Origin of the sequence: Microterricola viridarii, from assembly GCF_001542775.1 — a bacterium.
Lineage (GTDB): Bacteria > Actinomycetota > Actinomycetes > Actinomycetales > Microbacteriaceae > Microterricola > Microterricola viridarii_A.
Genome location: NZ_CP014145.1, coordinates 1,807,335 through 1,822,211 on the forward strand (window position 1 = coordinate 1,807,335; position 14,877 = coordinate 1,822,211).

Consider the following 14,877-nt stretch of genomic DNA (forward strand, 5'->3'; position numbering starts at 1 on the left):
TCACGAGACGGGCCTCGCCGGCGTCAGTGCCAGAATTCCGTGAGCTTCTCGGCACGAGCTCTGCCTTGCTCGAACCCGGCTTGCGCGGCAGGCGCACGCCTCGACAGGTCCATCATGTTGTCCCCGAACGCGGCGTTCGAGGCGCCATCCGGGAAGATCGTTTCGACTCTGCTGCCGCTGGCGCGCAGCTCCGCGAGCTGTGTTGCGAGGTCCATGCCCCAATCCTGCGGATGCCGCGACCTCCCGCCGAACGGTGAGAGCACCAGCACCCGGGCGTACTCGGCGGCCAGGTCGGCGTTCTCGTTCCGGCGGTAGCCGCCGTCGATGTACCGACTGTCACCGATTCGGTAGGCAAAGCCGCTGGAACAGCTGGCGGCCACGGCGTCGGCCAGCTCGACCCCGCTGTGCCGGTCGAACACGGTCGGCTCACCCGTCTGGGCGTTGACCGCCGTGATGAGCACCCGCTGTTGCGGCCAGCGCTGCTCTGGCAGCCGCGCGGCGACGGTCGTGCGCCAGCGGGTTTGGGCAGCCACGTTTGACGCGCCATCCGTCGCGAGCGCCCACGCCCCGAGCCGTCGGCGCATGTCGGCCGCATCGGCGGCGGCGGCGATGATCGCGCCCGTGGTCTCCATCTGACTCGTCACCGACGTCGTCGGCGCTGGACCGCGACCAGATCCGGCCGCTCCAGTCTGCGAATGGGGAACTGCAGCGAGGATGTCGGCCAACAGCCCGGCGGGGGGCGCACCCGTGATTTGGGCTGCGGCCGTCGATCCGGCCGAGGTGCCGATGATCAGGTCGGCGCGCGTGACATCCAACCCGGCCTCGACCAGGCCGGCGACAACACCGATCAGCCACGCGTTGCCGGCCGAGCCGCCACCTCCCAGCACCAATGCGGTGCGGGAGTCGCGTGCCGAGCTGTGCTGAAGTGATTCATTCATGGTCGTAGCTTCCTGAGAGTGCGTGCATCTATGAAGCGCGCCGTTGCCATTCCGCCAGCATCCACCGTGAGCTCATTCGTGTACTTCACTGGCTTGACTGACATCCTGCCAGCCCAAGCTGGAGGCCAGACAGACGTGGTCATACCCAATTTCCTCGCCGTTCCCGTCGCAGGACGGTGATGGCGTGAGAGTGACCCGAGAGATGATCGACCCGCAGCTGCCCGCGCGACCGACTCCGTCGACAGTCTCCAGGAGGCGGGTGTGCCCGCCGAGTTCACGGCCTGCGAGGGCTGCTTCCACGCGTTCGATGGGCGGCGGCCCCAAGCGCGCCCCAGCATGGAGGCCTCTGCGTATCGCGACCGATGGTTCCGGCCGGTGATCCAGAGCCACTTCGCGCCCCAGCCCGTCCTGAGCTGACGCCGGTGCGAATCTCCCACCCGACTCGAAACTCGCTCATAGGATTCGCATAGCGTCTAGGCGTGTGCTGAGGGAATCAAGGAAGATCCCGAGAGCACGAGAGGGCCAGGACGATGAACGCAACGCATGATCTCACAGGCACACACACGGGCATGCTGCGCCGGCGCGGGCTGGCCGTGCTCTCGACCGCAGCCGCGGCAACCCTCGTCGTGGGCTCGGGCTTCGGGGGCGTCGCGGCCTTCGCCGCAACCGCGGCCGGCACGGGCGCATCAACCGCCAGCACCGCCAGCGCGCAGAACCTGCCGTACGGCGGTCAGGCGCAATCCGGCTCGGCGCAGCTGCCGTTCACCTCGGGTGGCTACGGCGACCCATCCTCCGGTTCCGGCAGCAGCGGATCGACGAGCACCGCCACCGTCGCCGCCACCCCCGCGCAACAGCTTGGCGTCGTCGACGTGACCTCGCAGCTCACCTACGACAACGCGGAGGCGATGGGAACCGGCATCGTGCTCAGCTCCAGCGGTGAGATCCTCACCAACAACCACGTCGTGGCGGGCTCGACGAACATCAGCGTCACCGTCGTGTCGACGGGCGCGAGCTACACGGCTTCCGTCGTCGGCACGGATGCCACGGCCGATATCGCCGTGCTGCAGCTTTCCGGGGCATCCGGGCTGCAGACCGCCGCCATCGACAGCTCGTCGACGGCCACAGTCGGGAGCGCCGTCACCGGGGTCGGCAACGCAGGCGGGGTCGGGGGAACGCCGTCGGCCGTCGCCGGAACGCTGACCGCTCTCGACCAGACCATCACGACGCAGGCGGAGGGGGCGGCGGCATCCGAAACCCTGACCGGGCTGATCGAATCCAGTGCCGACATCCAGGCCGGCGACTCGGGTGGGCCGCTCTACAACGCGAGCAACCAGGTCATCGGGATCGACACCGCTGCGGCGAGCGGCGGCGCGGTCGCCGGCTACTCCATCCCCATCGCCACCGCACTGTCGGTCGCGGGACAGATCGAGTCGGGGCAAGCCTCGGCTGAGATCACCCTCGGCAGCCCGGCCTTCCTCGGTGTCGAGGTGGTCCCCGCCGGGGACACCTCGGTCTACGGCTACGGCAACGGGTTCGGTGGCGGCACGTCAACGTCGACCGTTCCGGGAGCCATGATCGGCGGAGTCATCGACGGCACGGCCGCCGCGGCCGCCGGCCTCGCCGCCGGCGACACGATCACGGCCGTGAACGGCACGGCGATCAGCTCGGCATCCGATCTCACCACGGCGCTCGCCGGACACGCGCCTGGCCAGACCGTGACCGTTAATTGGACGGATGCTTCGGGGGCCCCCGCCACGGCGACGGTCACGCTGGGGGTGGGGCCAGCCGCATAGCCCCCCCTCACGCAGTGAGGCGCCCCCGTCGATCGCGATTCTGCGTCAGGACGAGGGCGCCTGCGTCGGATGCGGCGGCTGTGCGGCCGCCGGGCGAACAAGGGCAGTCGGCCCGGGATCCGTGAAGCCGAACTGCTCGTAGAGGCCGTGCGCGTTGCTCGTGAAGAGCGTCCACCGGAAGTGTGCACCGGGGCCGTCGTCGATCATCGCCTGCACGATCCGCTTGCCCAGCCCGTTCCCGCGGTGCGCCTCGCTCACAATGACGTCAGCGAGGTACGCGAAGCCGAGGCCGTCTGAGAGTGCGCGGGCAAAGCCGACCTGCTCGCCGGTCCGCTCGTCGTAGACGCCGATGACACGCCACGCCTCCCTAATCTGCGTCTCGACATCCCCGCGGCTCCGCCACTTCGCCCAGTACACCTCACGCAATTCAGCCCAGACGAAGTCGGAGTCGATGCGGTCGCGGGCATCGTCAACCAGATAGCTCATCTGAAAACTATAGAACCCCTCCTTGCCGGCGAACGGAGGCTGCGGGGCCGAGGGCGCCGGAGCGGATGGGGCCGACGCCCGGGAACGTTCTGGACTCCGCTTGACTCACAGCGGGGCAGCGTAAGCTCGTTAACTCTCGAACATTAGTTCGATTAATTCAAGCCACGAGAGCACTGGAGAATCATGCACACCGTCACCGACGCTGTAACACTGTGGCTGGACGGCGGGGTCCCAACACGAATGATCTGGCGGGGAGCGCGATGGCGGGTCACCGACACGCCGACCGAACTCTTCCGCGATGTTGGATCACTCCCGGAAGTGATCACCCATCCGCCCGCCGTGCGAATCGGCTGGCGATTCCAAGCAGCCGATAGCACCGGGCTCAATCGCGTATTCGATGTGCGGAGGGACGGCCTGGGCTGGATGCTCGAGCACGTGTACGAGTAGCACCTCGATTGCCCAGCCTGGCCAGTTTCATTCCCGTTCACGCGCCTCTCTGAACGATCGTCCGCCCGCGGCACCGAGCTAGACTCTCCCACCGTGCGGCAGAGACGCCGCAGCTACGCGAACGGTGATTCATGATGACTTTCAAGCGGCTCCGCCACTGCGGCCCCCGACTCCCCGGGCGGATGTCGTGACCGCCACCGGTGCGTTCCCCGAACCGCCGCCCACCGGCCTCGACCGGGCCTTCCGCGCGCATGTGATCGTCGGCTCCGTCGAGGATTACGGCGTCACCCGCGCCGGCCACCGCAGAATCGTGCCCATTCTCGGGGGCCGGCTCTCGCACGGAATCGATGCAGACGTGCTGCCGGGAGGAGCCGACTGGCAGATCATGCACCCGGACGGCCGACTTGAGATAGACACCCGCTATTCAGCGCGCACGGATGCCGGCGACCTCCTGCACATCCGAACCCACGGGGTTCGCGTGGGGCCACCCGAGGTGTTGGAAGCACTCCTGGCCGGCGCGATCGTGCCAGCGACGGAATACTACTTTCGGGTCGTCGTCACCGTCGAGACGGCGGCAATCGCGTTCGCCCACTTCCAGGACTCGCTCATCGTTGCGGCAGCCGCTCGCGGCGCAGACGCCGTCGTCTACGACGCCTACCGAGTGCTCTAGCCGAAGAAGTCGAACTGCTGCGGAAGACCCCTGGCCGGCAGACCGCTCTGGCCCAGCTGTCGGCCGCGCCGAGCGGGACCCGCTAATGCCGACGGCGTCGTCCGAACAGCACGGCAGCGACCGTGCCCGCGAGCGCGATCAGAATGGCGCCCACGGCGATCACGATGTACCGCGGCTCTGTCACCTCGGCCACGTACGGCTGCGAGTCTGACCAATCGAGCATGACGCGCACGAAGACGCCCGCTATCACCCAGCCGAGAATCCCGATTCCCGATGCCAGTATCCATCTCCGCGTTCTGACCCGCATCCGCACCCCTTCAGGCAAAAACTCGTGAAGCCAGTTTCGCATCGCGACGGTGCCGGCTGAACTTGTTGCCTCTCAGAGAACTTGAGTTCACCGGGTTGGAAGCCAACGCACACCCGCCCCGCGCCCCGTGCGCGACGCGTGTCATCAAACAGACGGACCCCCTCCCCGTGCTCGGGCCGTTCGTCGGGCTGCCCGCGGCGCGGCCAGCGCGACATCGCCCGCTCGGCGAGCGCGGTGATCGTGAGCGAGGGGTTCACGCCCGGGTTGGCTGGCACCGCCGCGCCGTCGACGACGTGCAGGCCGGGGTGTCCCCACACCCGGTGGAACGGGTCGACGACGCCGTGCTCTGGCGAGTCCGAGACGACCGCCCCGCCGAGGAAGTGTGCGGTCATCGGGATGCCGAACACCTCGGGCCATGAACCGCGCGCCGCCGCCAGCACGCCGCTGTCGCGCTCGACCCGTGCGGCGATCGCCTGCGCCGCTCGGTGCGCACCCGGCAGGTGGCTCGGGTTCGGCTCGCCGTGCCCCTGCGCGCTCGTGAGCACCGGGCGGCCGAAGCGCCGCTTCAGCGAGATCGTGAGCGAGTTGTCGACGGTCTGCATGACGAGCGCGATGATGCCCCGTTCGCTCCACCGGCGGAGCGAGCCGAGACGCAGGGTCCTGACGGGTGCCCTGAGGAACCCTCCGATGAGGGCGGCGAGTCGCGCACCGAGTGAGACATCGCCCGGCACGAGCCCGGTCGCGAGTGCGCCCATGAGGTTCGAGCCGGGACCGTAACGCACGTTCTCGACATGCGTCGTCTCGTCGACGTGGAACGAGGTGGTAATCGCGACCCCTCGTGCGAGTTCGAGCCCATCAGGCACCGAGACGGCGACCGCCCCGTCGAGCGCTTCGGAGTTCGTGCGGGTGAGCCGGCCGAGCGAGGCGGAGAGACCGGGCAGGGCGCCAGAGGCCTTCATCCGGTGCAGCAGCTGTTGCGTGCCCCAGGTTCCCGCGGCGAAGATCACCTGCTCGGCGGTGACCGAGCGGCGGTGGCGGCGCAGCCAGCCGCCCGAACGTTCGGACGTGACCCGGTATCCGCCTCCGGGCAGTGCGCGCACCTCGGTCACGGTGCGCAGCGGCTCGATGACGGCGCCGAGTCGCTCGGCGAGCGCGAGGTAGTTCTTCACGAGCGTGTTCTTCGCTCCGACACGACAGCCGACCATGCAGTTGCCGCACAGTGTGCACCCGGTGCGCGCAGGGCCATCGCCACCGAAGAAGGGGTCGGGCACCGTCTCCCCCGGCACGCCGAACCAGACGCCGACCGGAGCGCGTCGGAACGTGTGACCGACGCCGAGGTCGTCGGCCGCGCCCGCCATGATGCGCTCCACCGGACCCTCATGGGGGTACTGCTCGACGACGCCGAGCATGCGCTTCGCGGTCGCGTAGTGCGGCGCGAGCTCGGCCCGCCAGTCGGCGATGTGCGCCCACTGCCGGTCGGCGAAGAACACCTCGCCCGGCTCGTAGAGCGTGTTCGCATAGTTCAGCGAGCCGCCGCCGACACCGGCGCCCGCGAGCACCATGACGTGCGGCAGCTTGTGGATGCGTTGCACCCCGAAGCATCCGATCGCTGGAGCCCACAAGTAGCGCCGCAGATTCCACGAGGTCTTCGCGAAGTCCTCGTCGGCGAATCGGCGGCCGGCCTCATAGACGTGCACACCGTACCCCTTGGCGCGCAGCCGGAGCGCAGCGACCGAGCCGCCGAATCCTGAACCGATGATCACGACGTCATGGTCGAACCGCGTCTCGCTCATGGCTGCCTCCGTGGGGTGAGTGTGGCGTCGGACACCGCGTTGGCCGTGGTCACGGGGTCGGGCACGAGCACGGTGAGGGCTCCGGGCTGCAGCGAGAAACGCACCGCGCCGCCGCCGAGGCGCTCACCGTCGGCGTAGACCACGAGCCCGGGTGCGTCGACCTCGATAGCTCCGGCCACGGATGACGTCACCTCGGTGCGTTCGAGGTGGCTGCCGCGCAGCAGCAGCGGGAACAGGCGAATGAGCTTGACGCGGCCGAGCGGCGCGATGTGCGTGAGCTCGAGCAGTCCGTCGCTGGGGTCGGCGGCGGGGCAGACGGGCATGCCGCCGCCATAGCTTGCCGTGTTGCCGATGGCGACGAGGGTGCCCGGCAGGTGCCGTCGGGGCGCGCCATCGATGCCGATCGAGAACGACACCGGATGCAGCCGAGCAAGTTCCACGAGCAGGGCGAGGTAGTAGCGTGCCCGGCCGCGCGGCCAGCGCAGGCGATTGGTGCGCTCGCTCACCCGGGCGTCGAAACCGAGTGCGGCGACCGTGAGGAACTGGCGGGCCCCTTCGTTCGTCTCGACGAGACCGACGTCGATGCGACGCGGCACACCGCTGAGCGCGAGTTCCGCCGCGGCGGCGACCGCGGCAGCTGATGCCTCATACGGGAGCCCGAGCGCGCGGGCGAGGTCGTTGCCGGTGCCCGCCGGTACGAGTGCGACGGGGATGCCGGCGTCGACCACCACGTCGAGCACCGACGACAGGGTGCCGTCGCCGCCGACCACGACGAGGGCGCGGGGCCGATCCGCGATCGCGTGGGCGGCCAGACGCCGGGTGTCGGCGACGGATGTGCCGACGAACGGGCGCACCTCGGCGCCGAGATCACGGAGTCGGGCGACCGCGGCATCCGCGGCGATGGTGCCACGACCACGACCCGAGGTCGGATTCACGAGCACGGCGATGTGCTCGGCCACCTCAGCGCCCCCGGGCTTCAGAGGCACCTGCCGCCAGCAGCGCACCTGGGTTGAGGATGCCGGCCGGGTCGAGCTCGGCCTTCACCGCAGCGAGCACGCGCACGCCCAGCTCGCCGATCTCGCGCTCGAGCCAGGGCGCATGATCGCGGCCCACCGCGTGATGGTGGCTGATCGTGCCGCCGCTGGTCATGATCGCGTCGTTCACGCCCGACTTCACCTCGCCCCAGACCGCGAGGGCGTCGCCCTTCACGCCCGCGAGGATCGTGAAGTAGAGCGCAGCGCCCGTGGGGTAGACATGCGAGACGTGGCAGAGCACGAGCGACTTCGCGCGGTGCGCAGCGAAGCCGCGGGTGATCGCCTCGGTGACGTCGCGCTTCAGCGCCTCCAACTTCGACCAGGTCGTGGCGGTCTCAAGCGTCTCGCAGAACACGCCGTGGTCAAGCAGCGCGTCACGCAAGTATGGCGCGTTGAACCGGCCGTGTACCCACTCTTCGGCGGGCTCCTCACCGGCGTGCGTGCCACCCGCCGCCGTGAGCACGGCGGCCGTGCGCGCCCGTCGCTCGGCCGTGATGGCGGCCTCGCCCTCGAAGACGGTGATGACGCTGCATCCCTTCGTGAGCGCCTTGCCGATGCGCCCGACCTGCGCGAGGCTCACCCCGGTCTCGGCCTCGTCGGAGAGGCGGATGACGGTCGGTCCCGTGCCGAGCTGCGCGACCTGCCGCAAAGCGTTCGCGCCCGCGGTGAAGTCGCGGAAGGTCCATGCGTCGTGCAGCCGCACCTCGGGCACGGGGTGCACGCGCAGCCGCACCTCGGTGATGACGCCGAAAGCGCCTTCGGAGCCGAGGAAGAGCTGCACGAGGTCGGGGCCGGCAGCCGAACCCGGCGCGCGCCCGAGATCGAGGCCACCACTCGGGGTCACGACGCGCAGCCCCGTGACCATCGCGTCGAAGCGGCCGTACCCCGAGGAGTTCTGGCCCGAGGAGCGGGTGGCCGCGAAGCCGCCGATCGTCGCGTAGCGGAAGCTCTGCGGATAGTGCCCGAGTTCGAAGCCGTGTGCGGCCAGCAGCGCCTCCGCCTCAGGCGCGGGAGTCCCCGCGCGCAGGGTCGCCTCCCCGCTTCGCACGTCGAGGGCAACGAGCCCGGAGAGGCGATGCAGGTCGAGGCTGACGACGGTTCGGCGGCGGCCGTCGGCCGGGTCATTCCCCCTTCGGGGTCGAGCCCGCCGACGACAGACGTGCCACCGCCGAACGGCACAATGGCGATGCCGCGCTCGCTCGCGAGCCGCAACACCGCAGAGATCTCGCGATCCTCGGCCGGGTCGACGACGGCGTCGGGAGCGTGCTGCCGTACCGCGCGGCTCCGCAGCAGGTCGGGCGTCGATTTGCCGCCCGAGTGCCGGAGGCGCGCCTCGCGGTCGGTGCGCACATGCTCGTCGCCGACGATGGCTGCGAGCGCGAGCCGGTCGACGTCCTCGAGTGCGGATGCCGTGAGTTCGACCTCGTCGAACGAGACGGCGGGTGCGGGGCGCGGGATACGACCGAGCACGACGGGCAGAAGCGCGCGCACCGCGCCAGGAAGCTCTTTCGCCTGCGCGGGGTCACCCCAGCCGTTCCAGCGCATCGGTTCGGGGGTTGCGCCATGGGCGGCTGCATCTTCATCGAGCATGCGTTACAGTGTGACACATCATGGAAGATCGTCAACCTCTGACGGATGCCCAGACCGGCTCCTGGTCGGCCCGGCAGGCCGTCGAGTGGCCCGCATGGGACGAGACCGAGCAGCGCATGCTCGATGCCGCCGCCGAGCTCATCTCGACGCGGGGTGTGCACGGCGTCACCGTCGCCGAGGTCGCCCGAACCGCGGCCGTGAGCCGCCCGACCGTCTACCGCCGCTGGTCGAGCGCCGACGACATCGTGCGCGCCGCTCTGCTGCGCGGCGCCGTCGAGATCATCGACGGCTTCGACACGCTCGCGACGACGCGAGCGGAGATCGTGCGCGACGTGCTGCGCTTCTCGGAGCTCTTCCGCACAGACGCGCTCTACGGCAGCCTGCTCGAACGCGAACCCGAGGTGTTCACGCGCTACACGCTGCAGCGCATCGGCACGAGCCAACGCGTCATCCTGCACTGGCTCGCCGCCGCGATCACGATCGCCCAGCGCGGCGGCACCGTGCGCGCAGGCAACCCCGGCGACATCTCGGTCATGCTCCTGCTCATCGCGCAGTCCGCGATCCTCTCGCACAACACCGTCTCCACCCTCATCGACGAGTCTCATTGGAGCACCGAACTATGGCACGCACTCGACGGGCACCTTCGCCCCTAGGTCAGATAACGCCCGGCTCCGCCGACCTCAACGCGGCACGGCGGGCGCGCGAGCTCGACGCGCTCGGCGCGCGCGATCACGCCGTCGACCTGCTCGTGATCGGCGGCGGCGTCACGGGCACCGGCGTCGCGCTCGATGCGGCCGCGCGCGGGCTCTCGGTCGTGCTCGTCGAAGCGCACGACCTCGCGTTCGGCACCAGCCGGTGGAGTTCGAAGCTCGTGCACGGTGGGCTCCGTTACCTCGCAACGGGCGACGTCGCGGTGGCCCGGGAGAGTGCCGTCGAACGACACATCCTGATGACCCGCACGGCCCCTCATCTCGTGCACACACTGCCCCAGATCGTGCCCCTCGTGCCCGCGGTGACGACCCGCCAGCGGGTTGTCGGCGGCATCGGATTCGGCCTCGGCGACGGCCTGCGGCTGATCGCCGGCACCTCCGGCAGGGTGTTGCCCCGCCCGCGGCGCATCGGCCGCGACGAGACACTGCGACTCGCTCCCGCCACCCGGCGCGACGGACTGCGCGGCGGTCTGCTCTCGCACGACGGGCAACTCGTCGACGACGCCCGACTCGTCGTCGCCATCGCGCGCACCGCGGCGGCGCTCGGCGCGACGGTGCTCACCCGCATGCGGGCCACCTCGGTGACGGCCGACGGCGCCGTGCTCGAGGATGCGCTCGGCGGAGGATCGCTGCGCGTGCGGGCCCGGGTCGTCGTGAACGCATGCGGGGTCTGGGCGGGCGACATCGACCCGAGCATCCGGCTGCGGCCGAGCCGCGGCACACACCTCGTGCTTGACGCTGCGGCTTTGGGGCATCCGCTCGCCGCGCTCACGGTGCCGCACCCGGGTTCCATCAGCCGCTACGTCTTTGCCCTGCCGCAGCAGCTCGGGCGGGTGGTCGTCGGCCTCACCGATGAGGATGCCCCGGGGCCGGTGCCTGAGGTGCCGACGCCGAGCGACGGCGAGATCGACTTTCTGCTCGCGACGCTCTCCACCGCGCTCGAGCGTGAGCTGGGGCGCGCCGACGTGCTCGGTGCCTTCGCGGGCCTGCGCCCCCTCGTCGACTCGGGCGAGGGCGCGACGGCCGACCTCTCCAGGCGCCACCACGTGGCGGTCTCGCCCGGCGGCATCGTGAACGTGCTCGGCGGCAAGCTCACCACCTACCGGGCGATGGCCGAGGACGCCGTCGATCTGGCCATGCGGCACGGCGCGCTCGACGGCGGCGAGTGCCGCACGCGCGCGCTGCCGCTCGTCGGCGCGCCGGGCTCACCGGTTGCGCTGACGAGCCCGGAACCAGGGTCGGCGGCTGAGGGCACCGCCACCAGCACCGCCCTGCCGCCCTCGCTTGTGGCACGCTTCGGTGCCGAGGCGCCCGCCGTGCTCGCCCGGGCGCTCTCCGCCGACCCGGCCGCGCCGGTCGCACCCGACATCGACGTGACACGCGCCGAGATCGAGTTCGCGGTGCTCGCCGAGGGCGCGCTCGACGCCGACGACGTGCTCGACCGGCGCACCCGCATCGGCCTCGTCGCCGCCGATCGCGCAAGCGCACAGGCCGCGGTCGAGTCATTGGTTGGCGAGGCGCTCGCGCGAGCCCATTGAGCATTCGACAGCGGAGGCATCCATCGCGCGTGCGGCGCCACACTCACGGGACTTGTCATCCACCCCGCGTCACACAAGCATCCGCACACGTAATTCGGCCACATATCGGCGAGCCTTGCGCGGCCCAGACCGTTCGACTGGAGGAAGATTGATGCCGTGAAGATTCTCTCGATTCAGTCCGCCGTCGCTTATGGCCACGTTGGCAACTCGGCGGCCGTGTTCCCCCTGCAGCGCATCGGAGTCGAGGTACTGCCGGTCAACACGGTGAACTTCTCCAACCACACGGGGTATGGCGCGTGGCGCGGATCCCTCATCGCACCCGAGGATGTGCACGACGTGATCCTCGGCATCGAAGAACGTGGCGTGCTCCCCCAGATCGACGTCGTGCTCTCGGGGTACCAGGGCGGCACCGGAATCGGCGACGTCATCGTGGATGCGGTGCGACGTGTGAAAGCGGCGAACCCCTCGGCCATCTACGCGTGTGACCCCGTGATGGGCAACGCGAAGTCCGGGTGCTTTGTAGCGCCCGAGATCCCCGTGCTCCTGCGGGATCGCGTGGTCCCCGTGGCCGACATCATCACTCCGAACCAGTTCGAGTTGGGATTCCTCACCGGAACCGAGCCGACGACGCTGGAGTCGACGCTCGCCTCCGTCGACCTCGCACGGGCGATGGGACCGAGCACTGTTCTCGTGACGAGTGTGGAGCGCCCCGACCGCGAGCCTGGCACCATCGAGATGCTCGCCGTGGATGCTGCGGGCGCGTGGATCGTGCAGACTCCCCATCTGCCATTCAAAGCGAATGGATCGGGTGACGTCACCGCGGCGTTGTTCTCGGCGCACTACCGCGCGACGGGGGACGCCGCTGCCGCCCTGGAGCGGACCGCGTCCAGCGTGTTCGACCTCATCGAGCTGACGCATCAGTCGGGTGAACGAGAACTGCAGCTCGTGCCGGCTCAGAAGTTCTACGCTGATCCGCGCATGCAGTTCACCGCCCGGCGCGTGCGCTGAAAAACCAGGCCAGAGCTGAGGGTGCATCTCACGACTCTGAGGGCACCTTGGGCAGTTCGGCTCCGTAGTTCCACGACAGGATGGCCGGCTGCTCGCGGTAGTAGCCGAGCACGGAGACCGACCCGGCATCCAACGTGATTTGAGCGCCGAATCGAGGGGCCAACCTGAGGTACACGGCGGTCAGAATGCGCAGGAAATGGCCGTGCGCGATGAGGGCGACATCTCCGTGCTCCATCGCGGGCAGCACACGCGTGAGCACCCGCGATGCGCGGGCGGCGACCTCCTCGACCGTCTCACCGGGCGTGTCACCACGAATCACGCCGTGGGTGAATGCGCTCCAGTTGTAGCCGAGCTCGCTGCGAATTTCGCGCGTCGTCCGGCCCTCGTACCCGCCGTAGTCCCACTCGACGAGAAACGGATCAACCTCGGCTTGAAGGCCAGCGAGCTCCGCGGTCTGACGCGCACGTTGCAGCGGTGAGGTCAGCACGAGCGAGAAATCGTATCCGGCCACCAATCTGCCCGCACCGCGGGCAAGATCCTCTCCCCGGGCGGTGAGCGGAACATCCGTGAGTCCGGTGTGTTTCCCCTGCTTCGACCACTCTGTCTCCCCGTGGCGCAAGAGAATCAGCTTCCCCGACGGGTTATCCGGAGCGGGGTGGTTGGGCAGCGGATCATTTGTGACCATACGTCAACAGTAGTTCGCGCCCCGGTTCCCGACCGGCGCTGAAGAAGGCCGTCAGACAAGTGTCGCGTTCTGGAGACGCCGTACCGACTCGATTCCCGCCTGACAGGATGCCGATCGTTGCCGCATGCCGCACCTCGGCCTGAGCGTCGAATGAATGGGCCGCACATCCGCGATGTCTCGTGCGCGGGCTCAGCGACGGGGTCGCGCATGTCTTTCGCCGAAACCGGCAATGAAAAGGGCGGCAACTGCAGGGCCGAGGGCGTTCTCCACGCTAGCCTCGACCTACCGGCATGTGCAGCCGCAGAGAAGCGGCCGCGATCGGCGACAGTCACGGCGCGCCGCCTGTCACACGTGCCGGCATTCCCTAACTGGAGGAAAGATAAGCATGTCCAAGTACCGGGTGCAGAATCCTGCCACGGGCGAGATTCTCGAGACGTTCGAGAACGCCACCGATGCGCAGATCGAAGAGGCGCTCTCCAGCGTCGACGCCGTGTACCACGAGTGGCGCGAGCGCAGCGTGCAAGAGCGCGCTGCCGTCGTCAAACGAGTTGCCGAGCTGTTCGAGGAACGCAAGGACGAACTTGCGCGCCTCATCGCGGTCGAGATGGGCAAGTCGATCGCCGAGTCGATCGACGAGGTCGAGTTCGCGACATCCATCATCGACTACTACGCCGTGCACGGCCCGAGCCTGATCACCGACTACGAGATCCCGAGCACCATCCCGGGCAAGGCCTACATCGAGCACCGCCCGGTCGGCGCGCTGCTCGGCGTGATGCCGTGGAACTTCCCGTACTACCAGGTCGCCCGCTTCGCAGCGCCGAACCTCGTGCTCGGCAACACGATCCTGCTCAAGCACGCCGACATCTGCGCAGGCTCGGCCCTCGCGATCCAGGCGATCATGGAGGAGGCCGGGGTTCCCGTCGGCGGGTACCAGAACGTCTTCGCGACGCACGATCAGATCGCGACGATCATCGCGGATCCGCGCGTGCAGGGTGTCTCGCTCACCGGCTCCGAGCGTGCCGGTGCCATCATCGGCGCGCAGGCCGGCAAGAGCCTCAAGAAGTGTGTGCTCGAGCTCGGCGGCATCGACCCGATGGTCGTTCTCGACGCTGAGGATGTCGCGGCCGTGGCCAAGCAGGCGTGGGACTTCCGCGTCTACAACGTCGGCCAGGTGTGCAACTCCAACAAGCGCCTGATCGTCATGGATGACATCTACGACGAGTTCGTCGCCGAACTGAAGAAGCTCGCCACTGGCCTCACGCCGGGCGACCAGCTGAACCTGGCCGACGGCGAATTCTCCCCGATGTCGTCGCGCGTCGCGGCCGAGACGGTGCACGCACAGGTACAGAAGGCCGTCGCCGAGGGCGCCACCCTCGAAATCGGCGGCGTGCTCTCAGACGGCCCGAGTGCGCACTACTCGCCCGCCGTGCTCACCGGCGTGCCGCGCGACTCCGAGTCGTACGGCGTCGAGATGTTCGGCCCGGTCGCGACCGTCTACAAGGTCTCGAGCGACGAAGAAGCCCTCGAGCTCGCGAACGACTGCGCGCTGGGCCTCGGCGGTTCGGTCTTCTCGACCGATGTGGCTCGTGCGACGCGCGTTGCCTCACAGCTTGAGGTCGGCATGGCACATGTGAACACGATTGCCGCCGAAGCTGCCGAGCTGCCGTTCGGCGGGGTCAAGCAGTCCGGCTTCGGCCGTGAGATGGGTCCGATCGGCATCGGAGAGTTCGCCAACAAGCGACTGTTCTTCGTCTCCGCATAGCCCCAGCACCACCAGCTCGAGGGCCGCAGAATTTCCTGCGGCCCTCGTTCTGTTTCGCGCCGTGCTTTCTGCTCCGTGACTCGTGTCCTGGGCGATTGAACGGTACGGACTGCTCG

Annotated in this window: 15 protein-coding genes; 8 read left to right on the forward strand and 7 right to left on the reverse strand. The window is 69.1% G+C overall.

What is annotated here, in order from left to right:
- Positions 1–23: 23 nt before the first annotated feature.
- Positions 24–938 (reverse strand): patatin-like phospholipase family protein, encoded by a 915-nt coding sequence (locus AWU67_RS08370; protein ID WP_067227833.1) that lies wholly within the window; start codon positions 936–938, stop codon positions 24–26.
- A gap of 530 nt (positions 939–1,468) precedes the next feature.
- On the opposite strand from AWU67_RS08370, the gene AWU67_RS08375 reads away from it, so the two are divergent.
- Positions 1,469–2,731: a S1C family serine protease gene (locus tag AWU67_RS08375; RefSeq protein ID WP_067227835.1), complete on the forward strand. Its 1,263-nt coding sequence runs from the start codon at positions 1,469–1,471 to the stop codon at positions 2,729–2,731.
- A 45-nt stretch (positions 2,732–2,776) separates the two neighbouring features.
- Here the strand turns inward: AWU67_RS08375 and AWU67_RS08380 are convergent, their stop codons facing one another.
- Complete coding sequence (locus AWU67_RS08380) at positions 2,777–3,217, reverse strand: GNAT family N-acetyltransferase (protein WP_067227837.1); 441 nt, start codon at positions 3,215–3,217, stop codon at positions 2,777–2,779.
- Between the two features lie 183 nt (positions 3,218–3,400).
- Here AWU67_RS08380 and AWU67_RS16945 point away from each other — a divergent pair, with 183 nt between their 5' ends.
- Positions 3,401–3,664: a hypothetical protein gene (locus AWU67_RS16945; protein ID WP_082716857.1), complete on the forward strand. Its 264-nt coding sequence runs from the start codon at positions 3,401–3,403 to the stop codon at positions 3,662–3,664.
- A gap of 187 nt (positions 3,665–3,851) precedes the next feature.
- Positions 3,852–4,334 (forward strand): DUF3237 domain-containing protein, encoded by a 483-nt coding sequence (locus AWU67_RS08385; RefSeq protein ID WP_067227840.1) that lies wholly within the window; start codon positions 3,852–3,854, stop codon positions 4,332–4,334.
- A gap of 82 nt (positions 4,335–4,416) precedes the next feature.
- On the opposite strand, the gene AWU67_RS17350 is transcribed toward AWU67_RS08385, so the two are convergent.
- From AWU67_RS17350 to AWU67_RS08400, 4 genes are read right to left on the reverse strand one after another with little or no spacing between them, the layout of a single operon-like run.
- Positions 4,417–4,557, reverse strand: a complete 141-nt coding sequence (locus AWU67_RS17350) for a hypothetical protein (protein WP_160329735.1) — start codon at positions 4,555–4,557, stop codon at positions 4,417–4,419.
- 23 nt (positions 4,558–4,580) lie between these two features.
- Positions 4,581–6,434 (reverse strand): GMC family oxidoreductase, encoded by a 1,854-nt coding sequence (locus AWU67_RS08390; protein ID WP_082716858.1) that lies wholly within the window; start codon positions 6,432–6,434, stop codon positions 4,581–4,583.
- Complete coding sequence (locus tag AWU67_RS08395) at positions 6,431–7,393, reverse strand: YegS/Rv2252/BmrU family lipid kinase (RefSeq protein WP_067227843.1); 963 nt, start codon at positions 7,391–7,393, stop codon at positions 6,431–6,433. The genes AWU67_RS08390 and AWU67_RS08395 overlap by 4 nt, the downstream gene beginning before the upstream one ends.
- 1 nt (position 7,394) lies before the next feature.
- Complete coding sequence (locus AWU67_RS08400; RefSeq protein WP_234407401.1) at positions 7,395–8,516, reverse strand: FAD-binding oxidoreductase; 1,122 nt, start codon at positions 8,514–8,516, stop codon at positions 7,395–7,397.
- Between the two features lie 215 nt (positions 8,517–8,731).
- Between AWU67_RS08400 and AWU67_RS17730 the strand changes: the two genes are divergently transcribed.
- From AWU67_RS17730 to pdxY, 4 genes are all read left to right on the forward strand, one after another.
- Positions 8,732–9,100 carry a hypothetical protein gene (locus tag AWU67_RS17730; RefSeq protein ID WP_234407440.1) on the forward strand — a complete coding sequence of 123 codons (369 nt, stop codon included), beginning with the start codon at positions 8,732–8,734 and terminating at the stop codon, positions 9,098–9,100.
- Entirely contained in the window at positions 9,079–9,711 is a 633-nt protein-coding gene (locus AWU67_RS08405) for a TetR/AcrR family transcriptional regulator (protein ID WP_082716859.1), read from the forward strand. The genes AWU67_RS17730 and AWU67_RS08405 overlap by 22 nt, the downstream gene beginning before the upstream one ends.
- A complete protein-coding gene (locus tag AWU67_RS08410) occupies positions 9,678–11,306 on the forward strand; it encodes a glycerol-3-phosphate dehydrogenase/oxidase (RefSeq protein ID WP_067227845.1) in 1,629 nt (542 codons plus the stop codon). The genes AWU67_RS08405 and AWU67_RS08410 overlap by 34 nt, the downstream gene beginning before the upstream one ends.
- A 156-nt stretch (positions 11,307–11,462) precedes the next feature.
- On the forward strand, positions 11,463–12,314 hold the full coding sequence (pdxY, locus tag AWU67_RS08415) for a pyridoxal kinase PdxY (protein ID WP_067227847.1): 852 nt from the start codon (positions 11,463–11,465) through the stop codon (positions 12,312–12,314).
- Positions 12,315–12,342: 28 nt separating this feature from the next.
- On the opposite strand, the gene AWU67_RS08420 is transcribed toward pdxY, so the two are convergent.
- Positions 12,343–12,999: a histidine phosphatase family protein gene (locus AWU67_RS08420; RefSeq protein ID WP_067227850.1), complete on the reverse strand. Its 657-nt coding sequence runs from the start codon at positions 12,997–12,999 to the stop codon at positions 12,343–12,345.
- 385 nt (positions 13,000–13,384) lie between these two features.
- Here AWU67_RS08420 and AWU67_RS08425 point away from each other — a divergent pair, with 385 nt between their 5' ends.
- Entirely contained in the window at positions 13,385–14,761 is a 1,377-nt protein-coding gene (locus AWU67_RS08425) for an NAD-dependent succinate-semialdehyde dehydrogenase (RefSeq protein ID WP_067227852.1), read from the forward strand.
- Positions 14,762–14,877: the final 116 nt, after the last annotated feature.

Excerpts from the sequence above, each read along its gene's own strand:
- AWU67_RS08380 (WP_067227837.1), bottom strand. The coding sequence starts at position 3,217 with ATGAGCTATCTGGTTGACGATGCCCGCGACCGCATCGACTCCGACTTC.
- AWU67_RS08375 (WP_067227835.1), top strand. The coding sequence starts at position 1,469 with ATGAACGCAACGCATGATCTCACAGGCACACACACGGGCATGCTGCGC.
- AWU67_RS08390 (WP_082716858.1), bottom strand. The coding sequence starts at position 6,434 with ATGAGCGAGACGCGGTTCGACCATGACGTCGTGATCATCGGTTCAGGA.
- AWU67_RS08405 (WP_082716859.1), top strand. The coding sequence starts at position 9,079 with ATGGAAGATCGTCAACCTCTGACGGATGCCCAGACCGGCTCCTGGTCG.
- AWU67_RS16945 (WP_082716857.1), top strand. The coding sequence starts at position 3,401 with ATGCACACCGTCACCGACGCTGTAACACTGTGGCTGGACGGCGGGGTC.
- AWU67_RS17350 (WP_160329735.1), bottom strand. The coding sequence starts at position 4,557 with ATGCTCGATTGGTCAGACTCGCAGCCGTACGTGGCCGAGGTGACAGAG.
- AWU67_RS08410 (WP_067227845.1), top strand. The coding sequence starts at position 9,678 with ATGGCACGCACTCGACGGGCACCTTCGCCCCTAGGTCAGATAACGCCC.
- AWU67_RS08370 (WP_067227833.1), bottom strand. The coding sequence starts at position 938 with ATGAATGAATCACTTCAGCACAGCTCGGCACGCGACTCCCGCACCGCA.
- AWU67_RS08425 (WP_067227852.1), top strand. The coding sequence starts at position 13,385 with ATGTCCAAGTACCGGGTGCAGAATCCTGCCACGGGCGAGATTCTCGAG.
- AWU67_RS08420 (WP_067227850.1), bottom strand. The coding sequence starts at position 12,999 with ATGGTCACAAATGATCCGCTGCCCAACCACCCCGCTCCGGATAACCCG.